Raw genomic sequence first — 19,741 nt, 5'->3', positions numbered from 1 at the left:
CATTTTGTGTGTGGCTCATTCTTTCTTTTGATAGTCTTTTTAAGACGTTATAACTTATTCTACACTATCCGAAGAACTAATGGCCAGCATAAAATGCGCTTTTTTTACTTTTAACCCAAATACTTAGAAAACCGGACAGGCACTAATTAAGCGCTCAATCATACTTATAAGATGGGTATCTTTCTTTCAAGGGAGCATACCTGGGAGGAAGTACGCGCCATTGCCGACCATCATCTAAAAAACGATCAATTGAAATCGAGGCATTACAAGTCTCTTAAAATCAATCTTTCTCCAATAACTTCGCTAGCTTCTGCAATAGGGCCTCATGGATTCAACGTCCTTTTTGTATGGGAATTTAATACTTCTATTATCCAGAAATACGATACCAATACTTAAATTCTAAAATCGGCGGGCTGATTCTCCTGTACAGTTTTGTAGGTTGGGTAGAGCGGAGCGAAACCCAACAATTGGCTGTTCTTTTTCTTTGTTACGTTGTCCTGTAATGAGAGGCGGGGATTATTGTATCATTGACCTGACAAGGAAAAGTTGAGGAGACCCGTTTTTGGAACAATGGTTGGTTCCTAACTACTTTGAAGATTGCATCTGAGAGTTAATGGACAACAATTAAGTATCCTGTTTGGAGGGCTGAGGGAAATCTCCGTTTTCCCTTGACATACTCTTATCATGGATGTCCCCGGAACTCCAGGTGTACGGCTTCCTAATAAATCTTTGATTGATATCTCTATGCCGAATCCGTTCTGGTTCAAACGACTATATTTTTAGAAAATCTGTAACCATTAAACCTGGTTCGCGTTATAACCATAGACAGTATGAAAAAATATAAGGAGTTCTACATACAGCACAAAGATCAGCTGTTCGGATACCTGATGCGGATGACCGGTGACTATTACCTGGCTGGTGACCTCATGCAGGAAAGTTTTAAACGGCATATAGAGCACTATGGTGACAAGGAACCCCAAAAAACCTTGTTATATACTATTGCCCGGAACGCCTTTTTCGATCATCACCGCGAATCGAAGCGCAGCGTAAAATTTGATGATAATCCGGGTGATAGGAGCAATGATGGCGAACACACTATCCTTGTGCGGAGCGAATACCAGGAGGTATTGACTGCCATGAATGAACTCGAACCTGGTGAACGGGAGATCCTAACTCTGGTTATAAGCAGCGACTTTTCGTATCGGGAAATCGCTTCTGTGGTGGGAATCAGCGAGGCAAACGTGAAGGTTAAGGTCCATAGGGCCCGCCTTGCGCTTAAAAAAATCCTTACAGTAGGAGAAAAGTAATGGATCATCTCATCAGTATGTTCATCGATAACGAACTGAACATGGAAGAAAAAATCAAATATATTGAAATGGTTCATCAGGATAAGTCCTTTAAGGACAAATCCATCGCGCTCCTGCAATTAGAGCAGAGACTCCGGTCCGACGTTACGGATCGTGTTCCGGAAGCAGTGCTACCTTCAGAAAAAAGGAAGCCGTTCTCATGGCTGCGTCCTGTTGGATATATGGTCCCGGCTGCTGCAGTGACTGCGGCTATCCTGCTCTTCCTGCTGATGCCAGCTAAAATAACTACTACCCCGCATAGGTTTGTGATCCATCGTCCGGACGTAAAAAAAGTGGAAATCGCCGGGAGTTTCACGCAGTGGCAAAAGGTCCCCTTGAAAAGAGTAGGTACGACCGGATACTGGGAAATCACTCTTGAATTGCCACACGGAGAGCATCAGTTTAGTTATATTTTCGAGGACCGGCTGAGGGTCGCCGATCCAACCATTCTGACTCTAGAAAAGGATGATTTTGGAGGTGAGAATTCGATCCTTCGGATTGGGGTCTAAACATGAAGTGGTACCTGCTTCCAGCAATCGTATTAACTACTACTCTAGCCGGCTGCGGGGGCAGTCATCATTATCGGGTCGGGACAAACTCACTTTACCTGTACCTGAACAAATCTGATGCTGTAATAGTCTATTTTGCCTCCTCCCTGGACGGATTCAAACTTCACCTTGCTGAAAAAAAAGCCGGCTCAACCTGGGCAGTGACCTTGCCAGCAAATCGTGCCTTTACTTATTTTTATATGATTGATGGGGTACATTTTATCCCTTCCTGTAGATTGAAACAGTTTGATGATTTCGGATCGAAAAACTGTGTATACGTCCCTGAATTGTAACCTTCATCGAGGCTGCTCGTTATATTGATAAGACCCGTGAGAGGTGACGGCATGAAAAAAATATTTATTATTATCGCGTGCGTGATTTTTTTCGGTTGTTCTATCGCCTTGGCCGACGAGGTTGACGATGGGCTTCCTCAAAGCGCCACGAAAAGTGTCAGGGCCAGTGTGAGATCCATGATTAGGATGGGAATCGATAGCGATGACGCCATGGAAATTACTCGCCTAATGCTTCAAACCAGATTCAGGGAAGAGCATATTTTGCGAGCCCATCAGATTGTGATGGAGACCAGTGAGAAGGAATTGCCCGTGGAGCCGATCACGAGTAAGGTAAATGAGGGTATTGCCAAGCAAGTAAAGGCGGAGACTATTTTACAGGCCATGGAAAAGGTTCGTTCCAGGTTTGCTTCGGCATACGACCAGGCTAGAATGATAACCCAGGAACGGTCCCAGATCCGTATGTTAGCGAATACCATTGCCGCGTGCATGGTCGCGGGCGTGGAAGAGCAGGATATGAAAGGGATCATGAACCAGTTACAAGAGAGGATCCACACCATGGATCATGCACAGGCCTTGGAGCTTAGTGAAGAGAGCCTTAAGACGACTCGCGACATGGCACGCCTTGGTCTTAGTTCCCGTGACACAGCCGACCTCATCAGTCTGGCCCTCGAGAACCAGTCAACAGTACGGGAAATGGTGACTATGAGGAATACCTTCATGACTAAATCTGGAACAGTTTCCCCTGCCCAGGTAGCCAATGAATACACCCATTCTTTCAAAGGTGGACAAAATACTGAAGACCAGGATTCAAAAACAGGTGGTGGTTCAGACCACTCCGGCGGCACGGATTCAAGTGGCTCCAGTGATGCAGGATCAGGCGGTTCAGGTTCAGGAGGGCATGGCGGTGGAGGTGGTTCAGGTTCAGGTAGTGGCAATTAGCCTTAAATCCTTCCTTTTTTCGGCTGACACTCCAGCGCTGTTTCGGCCCCAGGGGTCCACCCTGGCCGCCAGTCGTTGGCTTGCCTCCGGTCATGCCAACGACCTCTCCCATTATTTTCCTCTCCTCTTTCATGACCCGACCTCCTTGAACAACTTCTTCTCACGTTAATGCAATTTCGTGTCCAAAGAAACCGGGGGCAACTCAGCAATTGCTCTAATAGTCCAGTTTCAGGCCCGGGCATCTTGACAGAGCCATGGTGCCTCTGGTAAGAGAAAAGGGAGCCATTTGACCTATTATTTGTCATGTCCGGCTGATTTTTAGCAAGCCAGAAAAAATAGGATAGTCAAAAATACCCGCAAGTCTGATGCCGGTAGCCTGGACTGGCCGCCGGTTTTGAGTTGGTGGGGAGTAAAACGATGCAAAGAACGCCTATTACACGCCCAGGGTATGAGAATCTCAAAAAGGAACTGGATAGGATGATCAAGATCGAACGGCCGGCCAACGTGAAAGCCATAAAAGCCGCCCGGGCTCACGGTGACATCATGGAAAACGCCGAGTATCATGCTGCCAAGGATCGCCAGTCCTTTATCGAAGGCCGGATCGCCGAGCTTCAGGTTCAGATCGGGGAGTGCGATATTATTGACACCAGCCAGGTTCATGACCGGGCCGTTTTCGGCGCCAGGATTACACTAGAAGATAGTGAGACAGGGGAACAAAAAAGCTACATGCTGGTGGGGCCTTATGAGTCTGATCCTGAAAAGGGCCGCATTTCCGTAACCTCTCCTCTCGGTCGGGCCTTGATCGGCAAGGAGGAGGGGGACGAGGTTCGAGTCAAGGCTCCTGGAGGCGTCCAGGAGATGGAGATCGTGGAGATCAGGTAGCGCCTTCCGGCCTTTCCTTTAAAGCCTAAACTCCAGAATATGAATGCGGCCCGTGTTTTTTTCCTTAAGTTTCAGGCGCAGGAGCTTGGGATTCTTGACCTCAGCCGGGAAGAAAAGGAATCCGTGCGCAAACTCCTTGGCACGGAAAGTCCCGCTTTTCAGGCTTTTTTCCCGCAGGTCCCGGGCAATGCGGTTCCTGGCCTGACGGTCATGGTAACCGGCTGAACCTCCGCCCACAGCGCCCAGAGCCGCACCGGCCGTGGCCCCTTTAAGCGTTGTCCGGCTGATGTCAGAGTCGGTTATCACCCCCAAGGCAAAACCCAGAATAGCCCCGGCCGCGCCGGTTAACGCGGCTGACTTGGCGCCAGTTTTGCCCAGACGCGCCAGCTCGTCCTTCTTGTTCACCCGGTCGTAAGCTCTTTCGGCTGGCAAGATGTTCCATAAATTATTATCAGCGTCTTTAAGAAGGGTCTGCGCCGGGACAAGCTCGTAGGAATGAGGACCTTTGTTGTCCATAATGATCTGAAGGGGAAGAAGGCCGGCGCCTATGATGTCGAAACCAAAGGCCTCTTTGGCCTCAATGCTGCTGGAGTAACTTCGTATGGCAATCACCGCCCCATCCAGGCGCTGATGATTGAGATAGGCCTCGGGCGCCTTAAAAGGCACGGGCATGTAAGTATACCCGGTGCAGCCTCCCACTGCCAGAAGGGCCAGAATGAGCCCGGAGTATAATACTCGTTTCATGTTACTTCCTCACAATTCCCATGGGTTGTAATTTAAAAAATAGCTTGCTTGAGGGAATAAGTCAAGAGCATCCACGCCCTGACCGGCTTTCCCAAAGGTCGGCAGATCTCTAATAAAAGGTATTGAGTTGCAGGCCCAAGTGAGCTATGTTCCCCGATCAGGACCGCCTGAACCCGGCGCGTTTTCATGCGATCAGTTCTGGTCTGTGAATGAAAAAGGCAAATATCAGGAGGAGACTCGCAATATGATTTTCAAATATCACAAGGAGCATACCTGGGTTAAGATGGATGGGAATGAAGCCCTGGTCGGCATTACCGATCATGCCCAGGAAGAGCTGGGCGAGATTGTTTACGTGGATTTACCCGAGGCGGACGATAAACTCATTGCCGGGGATGAATTCGGCCAGATTGAATCAACCAAGACGACCAGCGACCTGATCGCGCCCATAAGCGGTGATGTTATTGAGTCCAACATGGAGCTTGAGGACATCCCGACCCTGATCAACCAGTCTCCTGAAGACCGCGGCTGGATCACCAGGATTATTCCCTCTGATCCTGGCGAGCTGGATGAGCTGATGACCGGGGAGGAGTACCTGTCATACCTGGATCAAATAAATGACTGAAGGACAAAATTCACCCTTTATCGAGAAACTCCCAGGCGTGCCCTTCTTACTTGCCTGTGAAATTAGAAGGTCTTCTTTCCATGAAGGACTTAATTCCTTCCTGAACATCTTCTGTCAGGTAGCACATTTCCTGGGCCCAACCTTCATAGGCCATGGAAAGAGAGAAGCTGTTCGCTTCCAGCCCCTCATATACCATGCGTTTCATTAGCTCGATAGCTGTTGAAGGTCCATGGGCGATCTGAAGGGCCAGCTCCTTTACAGTGCTCATAAGTTCATCAGCAGGCACAACACCGCTTAGCAGACCGATTCTTTCCGCCTCTCTGGCGTCAATAATGTCGCCGGTCCACATAAGCTTTAGGGCGTTCTGTGTCCCCACAATCCTGGGGAGGAGGTAAGATGCGCCGCAATCGGGCACCAATCCCCTTTTCACAAAGATGGCGCTAAACTTGGCTTCCTCGCAGCCAATCCTTATATCCCCCAAACAAGCAAGAGAAAGACCACCGCCGCTAGCCATACCATTAATGGCAACGAGAATAGGCTTGTGAAAATTTCGCAACCGCTTCATCACCGCCCCAAATAGGATAAAAGGTTCGAGACGATGGGAGCGATTGATCCCTGGCAGCCTGGTATCCGTACCCAGAGCTGTTGACGTGATATCCGCCCCAGAGCAGAAACCACGGCCAGCGCCGGTGATAATCATCACCTTTGACTCATCGTCCTCCCTGGCCTCATCAATCGCCTTGATTAGCTCCTGCAAGATATTTGCGTCCAAGGCGTTGAGCTTCTCAGGACGGTTCAAGGTTATGGTTGTGATCCCTCGTTCATTCGCAACGATAATGTTCTTATAATTCATAATCCTCCTCCACTTTCTTGATAAGCTTTATTAACTTCGATTATACAGCAATGGCCTCCAATTTAATGCAGCCATAGCGAGGACATTTATAAACGATTTTAATTTAATTTCAAATAATTATCAATAAAGCAGGTGCAATTATGATGGTTTTTTACCTAACGTAATAAAAAAAAGGCAGGGACATTTCTGACCCTGCCAGGGGTATCTGGTGATTTTTTTACTTCCTTACGTCTTCAATATTCTCCTGAAGCCACCTCTCTAAATTTTTCATCGTTACATATTAACATATCAAGACCGTTTCACTAATATTTTAAATATAATGATTAATCTATACCTTTTTAGACCGAATTATCAAGCTGTCTTCAGACGAGCGTAAAAAAACTAAATTATCCTTGATCTTGGCCGTCATAAATGCAAAGATAGCCCTCTAAATTCAAGCGGAAGCCACGTAAACGGGCATTGGAACAGTACTGGTTTGATCAGGCAATCTGAGCGAATTTTTTTAATCCTTTCATTAAAACTTCTCAAGGAGGAACAGGCATGGAGATTAATGGTAAAACGGCTGTCATCACTGGAGGCGCGAGCGGCCTGGGCGCGGCCACGGCCAGACTTCTTCACAGTTTGGGGGCAAATCTTGTGATCCTGGATTTGAATGAAGAAAAAGGGCCGGCGGTGTGCTCTGAACTCGGGAACCGCGCCGTCTTTGCCAAGACGAACGTCACCGAGACCGAGGAAGTGCAGGCGGCCATGAAAACCGCGCTGGAGAACTTCAGCAAGATAGATATTTTAATAAATTGCGCCGGCGCCGGCCTGCCGATGAAGACGGTGGGCAGGGAAGGGCCTCATGACCTGAATGCCTTTACCATGATCGTTAAGATCAATCTGATCGGGACCTTTGACGCCACGCGCTGGGCCGCGTTTTATATGCAGGACAACGAGCCGAATGAGGACGGCGAGCGGGGCGTGATCATCAACACGGCCTCTGTGGCCGCCTGGGACGGCCAGATCGGGCAGGCAGCTTATTCTGCTTCCAAGGCTGGCATCGTCGGCATGACCCTGGCCATCGCCCGGGATATGGCCCGCTCCGGAATCCGGGTCTGTACCATTGCTCCGGGCATATTCGATACCCCCATGATGGCCCTCATGCCGCAGAAGAACAGGGATGCCTTGCTGGCGCAAACTCCCTTCCCGACCCGGTTTGGCAAGGATAGCGAATATGCCATGCTGGCTCGCCAGATCATTGAAAACCCCATGTTAAACGCCGAGACCATCCGTCTGGACGGGGCCATCCGCATGGCGCCCAGGTGAGCGGGGTGTTTTTTGGTTAACCTGTAAAACCTTAAAAGGGAAGCCTTCGGGCTTCCTTTTTACGTTTTTAAGGTATTTTTAGTTCTCGTTCCCAGGCTCTGCTGTTCTGGATTCCCGTCTGCGCGGGAATGACATATACGGGCGGGGATAAACCCCGCCCCTACTCTCTGGATTCCCGCTTGCGCTAGAATGACTCCTCTGCGCTCTCCGCGGTCTCCGCGGTGAGATCTGGATTCCCGCGTGTTTTTATTCAGGCCAATCGAGGCTTGAACCTTTAGCCGTGATATGATAATAATCTAGAGAATTCATAAGGTAATGTCGGTTTGGAATAATGAATGGTCTTTTACTGCGCTGGCTCGTTAGTACCATATCCTTGCTCCTTATTGGCTACCTGGTTCCTGGTATCGAGGTAGAGGGGTTTGTTTACGCATTGATCGCGGCCGCCGTTCTGGGCGTGCTCAATGCCATTGTTCGGCCCGTACTGATCATTCTGACACTGCCTTTGACCATCCTGACCCTTGGGCTGTTTATTCTGGTTCTCAACGGCTTCATGCTCATGATCGTCTCCGCGGTTATCAAGGGCTTTCATGTTCATGGCTTCTGGGCGGCCTTTTGGGGCGCCCTCCTGCTGAGCATTGTCAGCTGGTTGGGCAACTCCTTTATAAATTCAAAAGGGCGGGTCGAGTACATGGAGATGCGCAAAAGTTCTGACGGCCGGTGGAAATAAGTTCAAGCAGTTTATTAAGGAGGTTCTATAAATATGGCTCAGATTGACGCATTCTTTAAACTTATGAACGATCAGGGCGCTTCTGACCTCCATTTGACTACGGGCAGCAAGCCGATCTTGCGCATCAACGGGGAGATGGAGCGTATCAACTACAAGACCTTGGAAAATGACGATCTTAAAAAATTGCTCTATGAAATCACGCCTGAGGAGAAGATCAAGGTCTTTGAAGAGAGCGGTGACGTGGACTTTGCCTATGAGATTCCGGGCCTGAGCCGTTATCGAGCTAACTACTTCAATCAGAAATGGGGCATCGGAGCTGTTTTTCGGGAGATACCCAGCCAGATTCTGACCACGGATCAGCTTGGTCTGCCACCGGTAATCAAAAAACTGTCCAGTCTTCCCAAGGGCCTGGTCCTGGTCACGGGCCCGACGGGCAGCGGCAAGTCCACCACCCTGGCTGCTATAGTTGACGAATGCAACAGCATTCGCCGGGATCACATTATAACCATCGAAGATCCCCTGGAGTTTGTGCACCAGAGTAAAAATTGCCTGGTGAACCATCGTGAGGTCGGGACGCATACCAGGTCCTTTGCCGCCGCCCTGAGAGGGGCCTTACGCGAGGACCCGGATATTATCATGGTCGGTGAGATGCGCGACCTGGAGACCACCGCTCTGGCGATCGAGGCCGCAAATACCGGCCACCTGGTCTTTGGCACCCTGCACACCACCAGCGCCGCCAAGACGGTGGACCGCATGATTGAGCAGTTTCCGGCCGACCAGCAGGCTCAGATTCGGTCCTCCCTGGCCGACGGCCTGCGGGCGGTTGTGGCCCAGACTCTTTTCAAGCGGATTGATAAAAAGGGACGCGTGGCCGCCCTGGAGATCATGCTGGCCACTCCGGCCGTCCGTAACCTGATTCGAGAAAGCAAGACTTTTCAGATTCCCTCAGTCATTCAGACCGGAAAGAAATTCGGCATGCAGTCGCTTGACGACGCCATTTTGGATCATCTGAACGCCGGCCGGATTGACGCGAACGATGGTTACAACAAGTGCCTTGATAAGGCCAAGTTCAGACAGTATCTCACCAAATCGCCGGATGATTTCACCGACGCGTAAGGGAAGGCAGTGCCATGCAGCAGTCACAGATTGATTACATTCTAAGTAAGATGCTCGAATCCCACAGCAATGTTTCAGACCTGAACATCACTGTGGGCAAAAAATTCCAGGTCGAATCTTCAGGCCAGCTGATTGAACTCGACCTCAAGCCTGAAATTGACGCCCTGACGCCGTTTCAGGCGGAGATCTTTGCCTTGAACCTGATCAACAATGACCGGCGTCTGACCGAGGACCTGGTCAAACAGGGTTCCTGCGATTTTTCCTACCAGCTGGCAGGCAAGGCCCGTTTCAGGGGTAATATCTTCTCCCAGCGCAACTGCTACTCCATGGTTTTAAGAAAACTCGAAACCACGATTCCAACCATTGATCAGCTAAAATTACCCCCGGCCTTCAAGATCATGGCCCGGGAAAAGAACGGGATTATCCTGGTTACCGGAGCTACTGGCAGCGGCAAGACCACCTCCCTGGCCGCCCTGCTCAACGATATCAATGAAAAAGAAGCGGTGCACGTCATCACCCTCGAGGACCCGGTCGAATACGTCCATCCTCATAAAAAATCAACCTTTAACCAGCGGGAGCTGGGCCAGGATTTTGACAGCTTTGCCAATGGCCTGCGCGCGGCACTGCGGCAGGCCCCCAAGGTCATCCTGGTCGGTGAAATGCGGGACCGGGAGACGGTCGAGATCGGTCTGTCCGCGGCTGAGACCGGTCACCTGGTGCTCTCGACCCTGCATACCGTTGACACTGGGCAGACCATAAATCGTATCTTGGGCATGTTCGATCAGGAGGAGGAACATCAGGTTCGCATCCGTCTGGCTGACACCATGCGCTGGATCGTGAGCCAGCGCCTGCTGCCTCAGGAGGGCGGCGGCCGGGTTGCGGCTTTCGAAGTCATGGGCACCAATCTTCAGATCAAGGACATGATCCTCAATGGAGAGACAGAGGAAAAGACCTATTACAATACGATTAAAGAACTGAATCCGTTTGGCATGCAGACCTTTGACCAGTCCATCCTCAGCCTTTACAAGCAAGGCTTGATTTCTGAAGAGAACTCCATGGCCTATGCCTCTAAGAAGGCGATTGTCGGACGGGGGATTGACACCCAGAAGGCAGAGAGGGGCGAGAAGACAACGGACATCGAAGGCCTGACCGTTGACAGTAAATACGGCCGGACGGAAGAAGAAATGGCGCGTGAGCGTGCCATGGCTCGCCGCAAGAAAAGCTAACATCAGACCTGGAGGCCATGATGAAGGTCGAATGCACGAGTTGTCACGTAAAGATCAACCTGCCTGATGACAAGTTAGTCCCGGGCGAGGATTTCACCTTTACCTGCCCCAGGTGCAAAACCAGGAACTCCATCCTGGTCCCGGCTCAGGATGTCCAGGAACCTGCTTCGGCCGGGCCCGGGGAGTTGAGCGTGGAGCTGGAACCCGAATCGCCGCAGCCCGAACTGGAGTTTGATGAAGGCGAGGAGGACGTTGTTGGCGAGTTCTACGAAGAGGGGGCTAAACTGGCCCTGATCTGCTTTGACCAAGGCCCTCAGCGGGACAGCCTGGCAAAAATCATGACCGACCTGGGCTATGTCCCGGTCCTGCCTGAATCAATCCGGGACGTGCTCCGGCAGCTCAAGGTCACCCAGTTTCATGCTATCCTGCTCCATGAAAACTACGACGGGCATCTCGATGGATTCCACCCCATCCTAAGGACCATCCAGCCCATGATCATGTCCACCCGGCGCCGCATTTTCCTGGCCCTGTTCGGGAAAGACTACCATAGCCTGGATTATATGACTGCCTTCCAGCTTTCAGTTAATGCGGTCATATCGTTAAACGATGAATCCAGGTTCGATAAGATCATCCACAAGGCCCTGGTTGAGTATGAGCGGTTCTATAAGGTCTTCTTCGAGATTTCGCGAGAGCTGGGAAGATCTTGATGGACGCGGTAAGGAAAAGACTGCGCCTGTCATCGTGCGTCAGGACCATTGTTGAGGTCCACGGCTTTCTGGATCCCCAGCAGCGCGACTCCATCCTGACGCAGAAGTTCGAACAGCTCAAATCGGCCTTGAGTTCCGTGGCTCTGGATGAAATCAGTGAAAGCGACATCCAGCAGGTCGAAGAGGCGACCAACCGGCTCCTGAAAGAGCTGGGGCTGTATTACACTGCAACCGTCCAGAACCTCGACCGCCTTGGGTTCAGACACTGAGCCTGTCCCTCCTCATTTAATCCATTAATCTTTACTCCCGCTGTCATTCCCGCGCACGCCGAAATCCAGTTGTAGGGGCGGGGTTTATCCCCGCCCGAAAAGGTCTCAACCGATCTTTTGAGCAGTGCGCAAGCCGGTTCAGCGGCCTGCTAGTTTCACAATGGTGGCGCCCCAGCCGCCTCGCTCCGGCGGGGCCGGGGAATAAGACTTAACCAGGCTGCATGTTTCAAGGAAGGAAAGGACACCGGCCCGCAGCTGGCCTGTGCCTTTGCCATGAATGACTCTGACCTCCTTGATCCCTTTTTCCAGGCAGGCCTGAAAATAATCCATGAGCAGCGAGGAGACTTCCTCCGGGCGAAAGGTGTGCAAATCAATGCTGTCTTCAATGGGAACGACGATAACTTCATCATCGTTCATCAGTCAACCTCCGGTGATGGCTGATGGCTTTTTACCGCAGAGAGCGCAGAGAGCGCGGAAAAATTATTCTTCTAAATCATAAACTAATCGGCGTATTCCGTTTTTCAGTACTTTAACATTGAAATTGATCAAAAGTCCCACCTTGCAGTTAGACAGTTTCAGGTAAGATAAAAGCTGCGCCTGGTGGATAGGTTCCAGTTTCTCGACCGCCTTACGTTCGATTATGATCTTTCTTTCCACGAGCAGATCAATGCGATAACCGCAGTCCACTCTTATATTTCGATATATTACAGGTAGAGCCTTCTGCCGTTCCACGAACAGCCCACTCTCAACCAATTCGTAAGCTAAACATGCTTCATAGGCTTCTCATAGGCTTCATAGGCTGATTCTAAGAGACCGGGGCCGAGTTCTCTATGAACTGCGATGGCCGAACCGATTATCGTTTCGGTGATCTCATTTATTTCCTTTTTCATCTCAGCGTTCTCTGCGAACTCTGCGGTGAATATTCCTATCTTAACCCCAGCCGAGCTTGGTCTTGAGGATCTCGAAGTAGTCTTTATACGGATTCTTGATCAGAGAAATCCTGGTGCGGGCGCGGCGGGCCATGACCGTGTCGCCGGGTTTAAGGTCGCAGAAGACCTGCCCGTCTGCCGTGAGGATCATGTCTGAAGCACTGGGGTCCATCTCTATTTCGATCTGAGCGGTTTCGGGCAGTATCAGGGGGCGGTTGCTGAGGGTGTGAGGGCAGATCGGGGTGAGGAGTATGGTCTCATGAGCCGGGTAGACAATGGGCCCGCCGGCTGAAAGGTTATAGGCTGTCGAGCCGGTGGGCGTGGAAATGATCAAGCCGTCCGCGCGAAAGGACGTCAGGTTCCGGCCGTCTATCCTGACCTTGAGGTCCAGGATTCTGGCCAGGGCCGCCTTGTTGATGACCGCGTCGTTGAGGACCGTGTACCGGGCGATGGAACGGCCGGAGCGTTGAACCGAAACGGTGAGCATCATCCTGGCTTCGGCAATGAAATCGCCGGCCAGGACCTTTTCCATGGTCGCATACAGGTCTTTCAATCCGATTTCAGTTAAAAAACCCAGACCGCCCAGGTTGACGCCCAGAAGAGGAGCGCCGCTTTTCCTGACGGCGCGGGCCGCATAGAGCAGGGTCCCATCCCCGCCCAGGACCACGATCAAATCAACGTCATCCGGGATGGGGGAAGGCGGTTCGGTGCGGCAGGACTCCGAACTATTTTGCACTTCCACTTCATCAATAAAAACCTCGAGCCCCTGCTCCTTGAGCCAGGCCTCTAATTCTTTCGCTGCCTTCCGGGCCTTGCGTGCGCCCTTTTTTACCACCAAGCCTATCTTTTGCATGCCTAAACTCTATCCCACCCCTTGTTCAGGGGCAAGTAAAAATTTGGTTTTTCTCCAAAGCGCTTGATGTAAATAACGGGCAACCCTGAACGAATCAATCCAGATATCCCAAAGCGCGCAAGCGTTCGGTCAAGCTGTCGTTTGCCTGGTCCTCGCGTATTAGCGGTTCTGCTTCAAAAACCTGAGCATTGGCCTCACTCACGAATTCTTGCACCCAGTCGTCCAGGCGGGGTCCTTCCGGCCCGGGCTTGAGCGGATAATAGCCCAGGGGGTCTTTTTGATACTCGAAGCGGCGGCAGGGAAGGGTGCGCTTGAGGAACTCGAGCCCATGCTGCGTTTCAAAGAGTGTTCCGTGCCTCGGCGGCTCAAAGTATCCTTGTCCATAAAGATACAGATTCTCGTTATTGATTATGGCAAGCTGCCTCAGGATCTGGGACGGAATGAAGCGCTGCGGATCGGGCCTGGCGAGTAAAGAGCGGCCCATCACGCCGCCCGGGGCATCCAGGTCCAGGGCTTCAGCCAGAAAGGGCATGATGTCGCACAGGGAAACCGGGGCCGAATACCGGCCCGGGGTCAGCTGCGCCGCCTTGACGATCAAAGGCACATGGATCTGATCCCGGGTCACGGTCAGCCCGTGGAAGAAAAAGACCCCCTGCTCCCCAAAGGCCTCGCCATGATCGGCATGCACGATGATGATGGCGTCATTATACCGGTTCTGGCTCTTGAGCAAAGCCAGGAGGCGTCCGACGGCCAGGTCTGCATAGGCGATGGCGCCGTCGTACCGGTCAAGGTACTCCTTGAAACGGCTTTCATATTTAGGCGGGCTGGACGGCTCGAACCCGAGCGCCTGATAGGCCGGGATGCCCGGGATGTAATCTTCGGGCGCGGTCTTTCGAGTGATCTGTGTTTCAGTAAGCGGCAGGCGCAGCCGGTCAAAGGGGGTCAGGGTCAGGCCGTCGCCAGCGAAGCGAGTCTCAAAGGGCGGGGGCGGGGTGTAGGGGCCGTGGGCATCCATAAGATGAACCCAGAGAAAGAAGGGCTCATCCTTGATCTCCTTGAGCCACGCTGCCGCGGCGGCCAGCGTGTCCTCAGCCCTGCGGTAAAGGAACATGGGGCGGTTAAGTTCCGGAACCCTAGTTTCTTCATCATAGACCTCGAACCCGCGATCCAGGCCGCTGTTCTGCCGGCTCAAGACGATGGTGCTGATAAAGGCCGCGGTTCGATAGCCAAAAGCGGCCATGAGTTCGGCCAGGGGGACCATGTCCGGCGTCAGGGCGTAAGGCGCTTGAAGAAACAGTTTGGCCGTGTGCCAGCTCGGCCAGCGGCCGGTCATCAAAGAGGTAAAAGAGGGAATGGTGTATGAGCTGGGGGCAAAGGCGTGTTCAAACAGGGCCGCTTCCCGGGCCAGACGGTCCAGGTTCGGGGAGGTCCGGCGCGGGTAGCCGTAACATCCCAGGTGATCGGCCCGTAAGGCGTCAATGGAGATCAGGAGTACTGAATTCATCTATTCGTTCATCCTGCTCGGCCTGGTGATCGGCCGGGAGAGGCTTTCGATCGGGCCGGGATGATTGATTACGAAAATACCTGGCCACCTCCATGGGGGCCGGGGTGAGGATCCAGGCCTGGGGCATCTGGTATTCCTTGACCAGAAAGGCGGCCGCGGCTTCGGCCTCCTGGCGCGTGGAGAAAAAACCGACGCGCACGCGGTACCAACTCGCCTTTTCTCCTTCCACCCTGTAGCTGTAAACCCGGTAAGAAGTCTTTTGCAGAATTTCGACAAAACGGCGGGCCTTTTCCGGCATCTCGGTGGAAATCACATTTAGGACCCAGACCGGGGCGGGAGAGCGTTCGCCGCTTTCAGGGCCGGGTGATGGTTTTGCTTCCGGTTCGGAGTCTGGAGGTATTTTGAGCATGGGGACAGTAGGCGGCGTGAGCTTGGCTTGAGGTCGGCCCAGAGGTGGTAATGGAAGAAGCGGAGGGGTTGGTTTGGGCGCGGCTTTAGGCCTGGAAGCCCTTTTCGGAACCACAATTTCGCTTATGAGCCTTTTTTTCAGTTCGTCAGAACTGAAGGTGTACTTGACCCGGGATTGAATCGGGGCTGTCCGAGGCAGGGCCACGGCCCGGGCCGTTATTTCCAGCTCAGATTCAAGCCCGGCCGAAGGCAGATAAAAGTAAAGGTAAAAGGCTGCGGCTGCAGCTGCCCCGGCCAGGACAAGTAAGACGGCCAGGTAAGCCGGAGTTGATATTCTGCCTCTGCGCCGGTTCAGTTTCATGTCAGCGGTGTTTTAAAACGGTTCAGGTCAATGGTTATATCCCAGGTCAAAAGCCTTCAAGTTCATCTTTAAGAATGTCTTCCTTGTATTTGATTTTATGGCTTTTTTTAGATGATTTGCCTTGACGGGGAGGTCGGCGTGCCTGACCAGCGCCCCCAGCATGACCATGTTCATGGATAAAATGCTCCCGGCCTGATGGGCAAAGGCGTCTGCATCCAGGGCCATCAGGCGCCTGACCTTCTTGGCCAGCTGCGCCAGGGCTGGATCAACATCGGGATATCTCCCCTGGCCAATTGCTGTCGTAAAGGGAGGCTGCGGATGTGAGTTGGTTATGACAAGGGTATCTGAACCGCATTTATTAGCGGCGCGCAGGGTCTCCGAAGGTTCGAACCCCAGTAAAATATCCGCTTCGCCGTCAGAGATAATGGTGCTCAGGGCCGGGCCGATGACGACGGCTGATTCAACGACTCCGCCCCGCTGAGCCATGCCATGCACTTCACTGATATTGGCGTTGACTCCGGCCAGCAGTGCGGCTTCGCCGATGAGGCTCGTGGCCAGCAGGGTGCCTTGCCCGCCGACACCGGTTATATGGATCCGGATTATATTCATGACAGTTCTCCTAGTTTGACCGGCCGGATGGCATGCTCCGGGCAGACCTGGCTGCACACGGCGCATCCGATGCAGAGGTCAGGATTGATCATGACCTTGTCTTCATCCAGATAAAATGCCGGGCAGGCCAGAAGATTGAGGCAGTCGCGCCGGTTTTTACACCTGGCTTGATCCACCCTAAAGACCATCTTCTTGGTGAACTGGCCGATGCGCTGGGCGTAAAGGGGGCAGATTTCTTCAGAGACGATGACCGAAACGCCTTCATGGGCCATGGCCGCTTTGACCGCTGCCTCCATTTTCTTGAGGTTGCGGGGCTTGACGACGTAAACGTCCTCCACCCCCAGCCCTCTGACCACGTCTTCAGGGCGGATCTGCTTTTTATCGCGGCCGATGGGTGTCGTGTCCACGCCAGGGTGAATCTGGTGGCCGGTCATGGCCGTGGTTCCGTTATCCAGGATAATCAGGAGGACATTGTGCTTGTTGTGAACCGCGTCCACCAGGCCGGTCAGGCCGCCGTGGAAAAAGGTCGAGTCACCGATAAAGGCCACTGTCTTGCGGCCCGTGGCCCTGGAGATGCCGCAGGCGGTGGAGATGGACGAACCCATGCACAGCAGGAAGTCGGCCATGCGCAGGGGCGGCATGAAGCCCAGGGTGTAACAGCCAATATCGGTCGGGTAAACCGTGTCAGGACCGGCGATTTTCTTGACGGTGTAAAAGGTGGAACGATGAGGGCAGCCGGGGCAGAGGTTCGGCGGGCGGCTGGGTGTTTCTGGCAGGTCTGCCGTTTTGATCGGCCTGGGCGCCTTGTATTTCAGATCGAAATACCTGGCTATCCCGGCCCGAACCATGCCCGGATCGAACTCAAAAAGGCGGGAGAAAAGTCCGTCTGACTTGCCAGCGATCTTGAGGGTTAGCCCGGCTTCCTGAGCCGCGGCCCTGGTTTCTTCTTCCATGTACGGCTCGAGTTCCTCGACCACCAGTACCTTGTCCCGGCCGCGCAGGAAGCGCTGCACCAGCTTCTTGGGGAAAGGATGGCTGAACCCGAGACGAAGGACTGCGATCCTGCTTTTCAGGCCCAGGTCGCTCAGGGCGTCCATGACATAGGCGTAGCTGATGCCGTTGGTGATGATCCCCGGTCTGCCTCGGCCTTTGACGAAATTGTGCGGCGAGGCATTGGCCATCTGGAAGGCCCGGGCGTACTTCTCGATGAGCATGCCGTGCAGGACGCGGGATACAGCGGGCAGGGTTACCTTGAGGCCAGGGTCTTTAACAAAACGGCCCTGGGTGATCCTTTTTTTCATGCGGCCGAAAGTGACTGTGCCACGGGAGTGATTGATGCGGGTCGTGGTTCGGAAGATGACGGGCAGCCTAAGGCTTTCAGAGAGGTCGAAGGCGTCTTTGATCATCTCCCTGGCTTCGGCTGGAGAAGACGGCTCCAGGATGGGCAGGCTGGACAGTTTGCCATAATACCGGTTATCCTGCTCGTTCTGGCTGGAAAAGAGGGAAGGGTCGTCTGCGGAAATGACGACCATACCGCCCTCGACGCCAACGTAGGCCAGGGTCATGAGCGGGTCTGCCGCCACGTTCACCCCGACGTGCTTCATGACCACCAGGGTGCGCAGACCGGAAGCGGCGGCGCCGGCGCCGACCTCCAGGGCGACTTTTTCATTGGTTGAATACTCGAAGTAGAGGTTGGTTTCGGCTGAAAGTTCAAAAAAGGCGTCTGAGATCTCGGAAGAGGGGGTGCCTGGATAGCAGGTGACAAAGGCGACACCGGCTTCCAGGGCGCCCCGGACGATGGCCTGGTTGCCCAGGAGCAGTTTTTGTTGACCTGATCTGGTCTTAAGCAGTGGATGCATGGTTTACCTCGAATTCCGTTCATCAATGATCCGCTGGGCCTTGCCTTCGGAACGAGCGATGGAGTCGTGAGGCACGATGGTCACAGGCACATGAATGCCGATGACCTGCTGGATTCTTCTGGAGACTTTCTCAGCCAAGACATCGGTGGCCTCCTGACCGCCCTTGTAAACGTCTTCCTTGGCCTCGGCTTCGAGCGCCAGGGTACTGAGGTAGCCTTTCTGTCCGACCCGGAGCAGGTACTGGGCTTCCATCTCCGGGAACTCCATGATAACCGACTCTACCTGGGAGGGGAAGACGTTGACCCCGGAGATGATGAGCATGTCGTCAAACCGGCCCGTAATTTTTTTCATGGTGATTAAGGTCCGGCCGCAGGGGCACTCTTCCCGCTTCAGGGAGCTGATGTCTCTGGTGCGGAAACGAATCAAAGGCATGGCCCGGCGCTTGAGCGCGGTAAAGACGAGCTCTCCCTGCTCGCCTTCTGGCAGAGCCTCGCCGGTGTCAGGGTCAATGATTTCCGGAAAGTAGTGATCTTCATTGATATGCAGCCTGTGCTCCGGGCAGGCAAAGGCCACACCCGGTCCTCCCATCTCGGTCAGGCCGTAAGCTTCATGAGCGGCGATGCCCATGCGATTTTCGATCTCCAGCCGCATGGCCTCGCTCCAAGGCTCCGCGCCGAAAACCCCAACCCGCAAGGGCCAGGTTTTTATATTCTGCCCCATTTTTTCCGCCCTTTCGACAATAGTCAAGGCATAGGTCGGGGTGCAGAAAAGGGCGGTCGTCCCGAAGTCCTGCATCAAGGTCAGCTGGCGCTCGGTCAGACCGGCCGAGGTCGGGACAATGGTGCAGCCGACCTCGACCGCGCCCTGATGAAAACCAAGGCCTCCGGTAAAAAGTCCGTAGCCGTATGCATTCTGACAGATGTCGTCTTTACGCAGGCCCGCGGCCCATAAACTTCGCGCCATGCAGCTGGTCCAGCCCTGGAGGTCCTCGGCCGTGTATGGGCCGGTGATGGGCTTGCCCGTGGTGCCTGAAGAGGCATGAATGCGAATGACCTCCTCCATGGGCACGGCACAGAGGCCAAAAGGGTAATTGTCCCGAAGATCGTTCTTAACGGTGGTCGGGAAGTCCGACAGCGCTTCAAGGGACTGGCAGTCTTCGGGCTTGACCCCTTTCTGATCAAAGGCATTCATGTAAAACGGGATACGCTCATAGACCCATTTCAAGGTCGCCTGTAAAGCCCTGAGCTGAAGGGCTTTCATCTCTTCAACAGACATGGTTTCATTCTTTTCATCCCAGTACTCAGACATCTTGTCTCATCCTTTCTGTATTGATGCTGTTTCCCTCAGCAAAGCGGCTGAAGGCGAATTTATGGCTGCGAACTCATCTCCTTTTGATCCAGGGCCTGCTCGAAGCCGTGATTTTTCAGCAGACATGAAACTGACTGGATCGAAGGCAAAGGTTTTAACCTTGAAACAACGTTTTTGGGTATGAGTGTTCCGAAAGGACTGGCCGGCGCGCGGGACATCCTATCGAAGACAGCAACCCCAAAATCTCCTTATTTTTTACCGTGGGTTTCTCTTTTGCAGGTAAGAGAAAGAGCAGGTTTTTACCTTTCACAAGTTGTAAAGAAGCTGGCG

Annotated in this window: 21 protein-coding genes and 1 pseudogene; 12 read left to right on the top strand and 10 right to left on the bottom strand. The window is 53.0% G+C overall.

Translation table 11 applies throughout. The features are described 5' to 3' along the window. The first annotated feature begins 830 nt into the window (after positions 1-830). The 5 genes from JRI95_06355 (at position 831) to greA (ending at position 4,008) form a co-directional block, all read left to right on the top strand. A complete protein-coding gene (locus JRI95_06355) occupies positions 831-1,307 on the top strand; it encodes an RNA polymerase sigma factor (GenBank protein ID MBW2061172.1) in 477 nt (158 codons plus the stop codon). Further along, on the top strand, positions 1,307-1,855 hold the full coding sequence (locus tag JRI95_06350; GenBank protein ID MBW2061171.1) for a glycogen-binding domain-containing protein: 549 nt from the start codon (positions 1,307-1,309) through the stop codon (positions 1,853-1,855). Before JRI95_06355 ends, JRI95_06350 begins: the two co-directional genes overlap by 1 nt. A gap of 2 nt (positions 1,856-1,857) precedes the next feature. Continuing rightward, entirely contained in the window at positions 1,858-2,187 is a 330-nt protein-coding gene (locus JRI95_06345) for a hypothetical protein (GenBank protein MBW2061170.1), read from the top strand. Positions 2,188-2,238: 51 nt separating this feature from the next. Continuing rightward, complete coding sequence (locus JRI95_06340; GenBank protein MBW2061169.1) at positions 2,239-3,126, top strand: hypothetical protein; 888 nt, start codon at positions 2,239-2,241, stop codon at positions 3,124-3,126. Positions 3,127-3,543: 417 nt separating this feature from the next. Beyond that, positions 3,544-4,008 (top strand): transcription elongation factor GreA, encoded by a 465-nt coding sequence (greA, locus tag JRI95_06335; GenBank protein MBW2061168.1) that lies wholly within the window; start codon positions 3,544-3,546, stop codon positions 4,006-4,008. A gap of 18 nt (positions 4,009-4,026) precedes the next feature. Here the strand turns inward: greA and JRI95_06330 are convergent, their stop codons facing one another. Beyond that, positions 4,027-4,752 (bottom strand): hypothetical protein, encoded by a 726-nt coding sequence (locus JRI95_06330; GenBank protein MBW2061167.1) that lies wholly within the window; start codon positions 4,750-4,752, stop codon positions 4,027-4,029. Positions 4,753-4,996: 244 nt separating this feature from the next. Between JRI95_06330 and gcvH the strand changes: the two genes are divergently transcribed. After that, the gene (gcvH, locus tag JRI95_06325; GenBank protein MBW2061166.1) at positions 4,997-5,374 is read left to right on the top strand and encodes a glycine cleavage system protein GcvH; all 378 of its coding nucleotides are present in this window, start codon (positions 4,997-4,999) and stop codon (positions 5,372-5,374) included. A 46-nt stretch (positions 5,375-5,420) separates the two neighbouring features. On the opposite strand, the gene JRI95_06320 is transcribed toward gcvH, so the two are convergent. Beyond that, the gene (locus tag JRI95_06320; protein ID MBW2061165.1) at positions 5,421-6,227 is read right to left on the bottom strand and encodes an enoyl-CoA hydratase/isomerase family protein; all 807 of its coding nucleotides are present in this window, start codon (positions 6,225-6,227) and stop codon (positions 5,421-5,423) included. A gap of 540 nt (positions 6,228-6,767) precedes the next feature. Here JRI95_06320 and JRI95_06315 point away from each other — a divergent pair. The 6 genes from JRI95_06315 to JRI95_06290 all read left to right on the top strand — a co-directional run bounded on the left by JRI95_06315 (position 6,768) and on the right by JRI95_06290 (position 11,580). Next, the gene (locus JRI95_06315; GenBank protein ID MBW2061164.1) at positions 6,768-7,535 is read left to right on the top strand and encodes a 3-hydroxyacyl-CoA dehydrogenase; all 768 of its coding nucleotides are present in this window, start codon (positions 6,768-6,770) and stop codon (positions 7,533-7,535) included. A gap of 331 nt (positions 7,536-7,866) precedes the next feature. Beyond that, positions 7,867-8,262 (top strand): phage holin family protein, encoded by a 396-nt coding sequence (locus tag JRI95_06310; GenBank protein MBW2061163.1) that lies wholly within the window; start codon positions 7,867-7,869, stop codon positions 8,260-8,262. A 33-nt stretch (positions 8,263-8,295) separates the two neighbouring features. Beyond that, positions 8,296-9,378: a type IV pilus twitching motility protein PilT gene (locus tag JRI95_06305; GenBank protein ID MBW2061162.1), complete on the top strand. Its 1,083-nt coding sequence runs from the start codon at positions 8,296-8,298 to the stop codon at positions 9,376-9,378. A 14-nt stretch (positions 9,379-9,392) separates the two neighbouring features. Further along, on the top strand, positions 9,393-10,604 hold the full coding sequence (locus JRI95_06300) for a PilT/PilU family type 4a pilus ATPase (GenBank protein MBW2061161.1): 1,212 nt from the start codon (positions 9,393-9,395) through the stop codon (positions 10,602-10,604). Between the two features lie 17 nt (positions 10,605-10,621). Further along, complete coding sequence (locus JRI95_06295) at positions 10,622-11,311, top strand: hypothetical protein (protein ID MBW2061160.1); 690 nt, start codon at positions 10,622-10,624, stop codon at positions 11,309-11,311. Further along, on the top strand, positions 11,311-11,580 hold the full coding sequence (locus JRI95_06290) for a hypothetical protein (protein MBW2061159.1): 270 nt from the start codon (positions 11,311-11,313) through the stop codon (positions 11,578-11,580). The genes JRI95_06295 and JRI95_06290 overlap by 1 nt, the downstream gene beginning before the upstream one ends. A gap of 138 nt (positions 11,581-11,718) precedes the next feature. Here JRI95_06290 and JRI95_06285 read toward each other — a convergent pair whose 3' ends face one another. The 8 genes and pseudogenes from JRI95_06285 to JRI95_06250 all read right to left on the bottom strand — a co-directional run bounded on the left by JRI95_06285 (position 11,719) and on the right by JRI95_06250 (position 19,411). After that, positions 11,719-11,997 carry a Smr/MutS family protein gene (locus JRI95_06285; GenBank protein ID MBW2061158.1) on the bottom strand — a complete coding sequence of 93 codons (279 nt, stop codon included), beginning with the start codon at positions 11,995-11,997 and terminating at the stop codon, positions 11,719-11,721. 63 nt (positions 11,998-12,060) lie between these two features. Further along, a pseudogene (locus tag JRI95_06280) lies at positions 12,061-12,470 on the bottom strand (GxxExxY protein). Positions 12,471-12,510: 40 nt separating this feature from the next. After that, positions 12,511-13,362 carry an NAD(+)/NADH kinase gene (locus tag JRI95_06275; GenBank protein ID MBW2061157.1) on the bottom strand — a complete coding sequence of 284 codons (852 nt, stop codon included), beginning with the start codon at positions 13,360-13,362 and terminating at the stop codon, positions 12,511-12,513. A gap of 94 nt (positions 13,363-13,456) precedes the next feature. Further along, positions 13,457-14,866, bottom strand: coding sequence for a sulfatase (locus JRI95_06270; GenBank protein ID MBW2061156.1), 1,410 nt, complete (start codon positions 14,864-14,866; stop codon positions 13,457-13,459). Beyond that, the gene (locus JRI95_06265) at positions 14,838-15,635 is read right to left on the bottom strand and encodes an SPOR domain-containing protein (GenBank protein ID MBW2061155.1); all 798 of its coding nucleotides are present in this window, start codon (positions 15,633-15,635) and stop codon (positions 14,838-14,840) included. The genes JRI95_06270 and JRI95_06265 overlap by 29 nt, the downstream gene beginning before the upstream one ends. Positions 15,636-15,662: 27 nt before the next feature. Continuing rightward, positions 15,663-16,244: an indolepyruvate oxidoreductase subunit beta gene (locus JRI95_06260; protein MBW2061154.1), complete on the bottom strand. Its 582-nt coding sequence runs from the start codon at positions 16,242-16,244 to the stop codon at positions 15,663-15,665. Beyond that, positions 16,241-18,103, bottom strand: a complete 1,863-nt coding sequence (iorA, locus tag JRI95_06255) for an indolepyruvate ferredoxin oxidoreductase subunit alpha (protein MBW2061153.1) — start codon at positions 18,101-18,103, stop codon at positions 16,241-16,243. The genes JRI95_06260 and iorA overlap by 4 nt, the downstream gene beginning before the upstream one ends. Positions 18,104-18,106: 3 nt before the next feature. Next, the gene (locus JRI95_06250) at positions 18,107-19,411 is read right to left on the bottom strand and encodes a phenylacetate--CoA ligase (GenBank protein ID MBW2061152.1); all 1,305 of its coding nucleotides are present in this window, start codon (positions 19,409-19,411) and stop codon (positions 18,107-18,109) included. Positions 19,412-19,741 lie beyond the last annotated feature (330 nt).

The organism is Deltaproteobacteria bacterium (genome assembly GCA_019308995.1).
Taxonomy (GTDB): domain Bacteria; phylum Desulfobacterota; class Desulfarculia; order Adiutricales; family JAFDHD01; genus JAFDHD01.
Note: the sequence above shows the minus strand (reverse complement) of the source record. Positions and strands in the feature narration are given on the sequence as shown.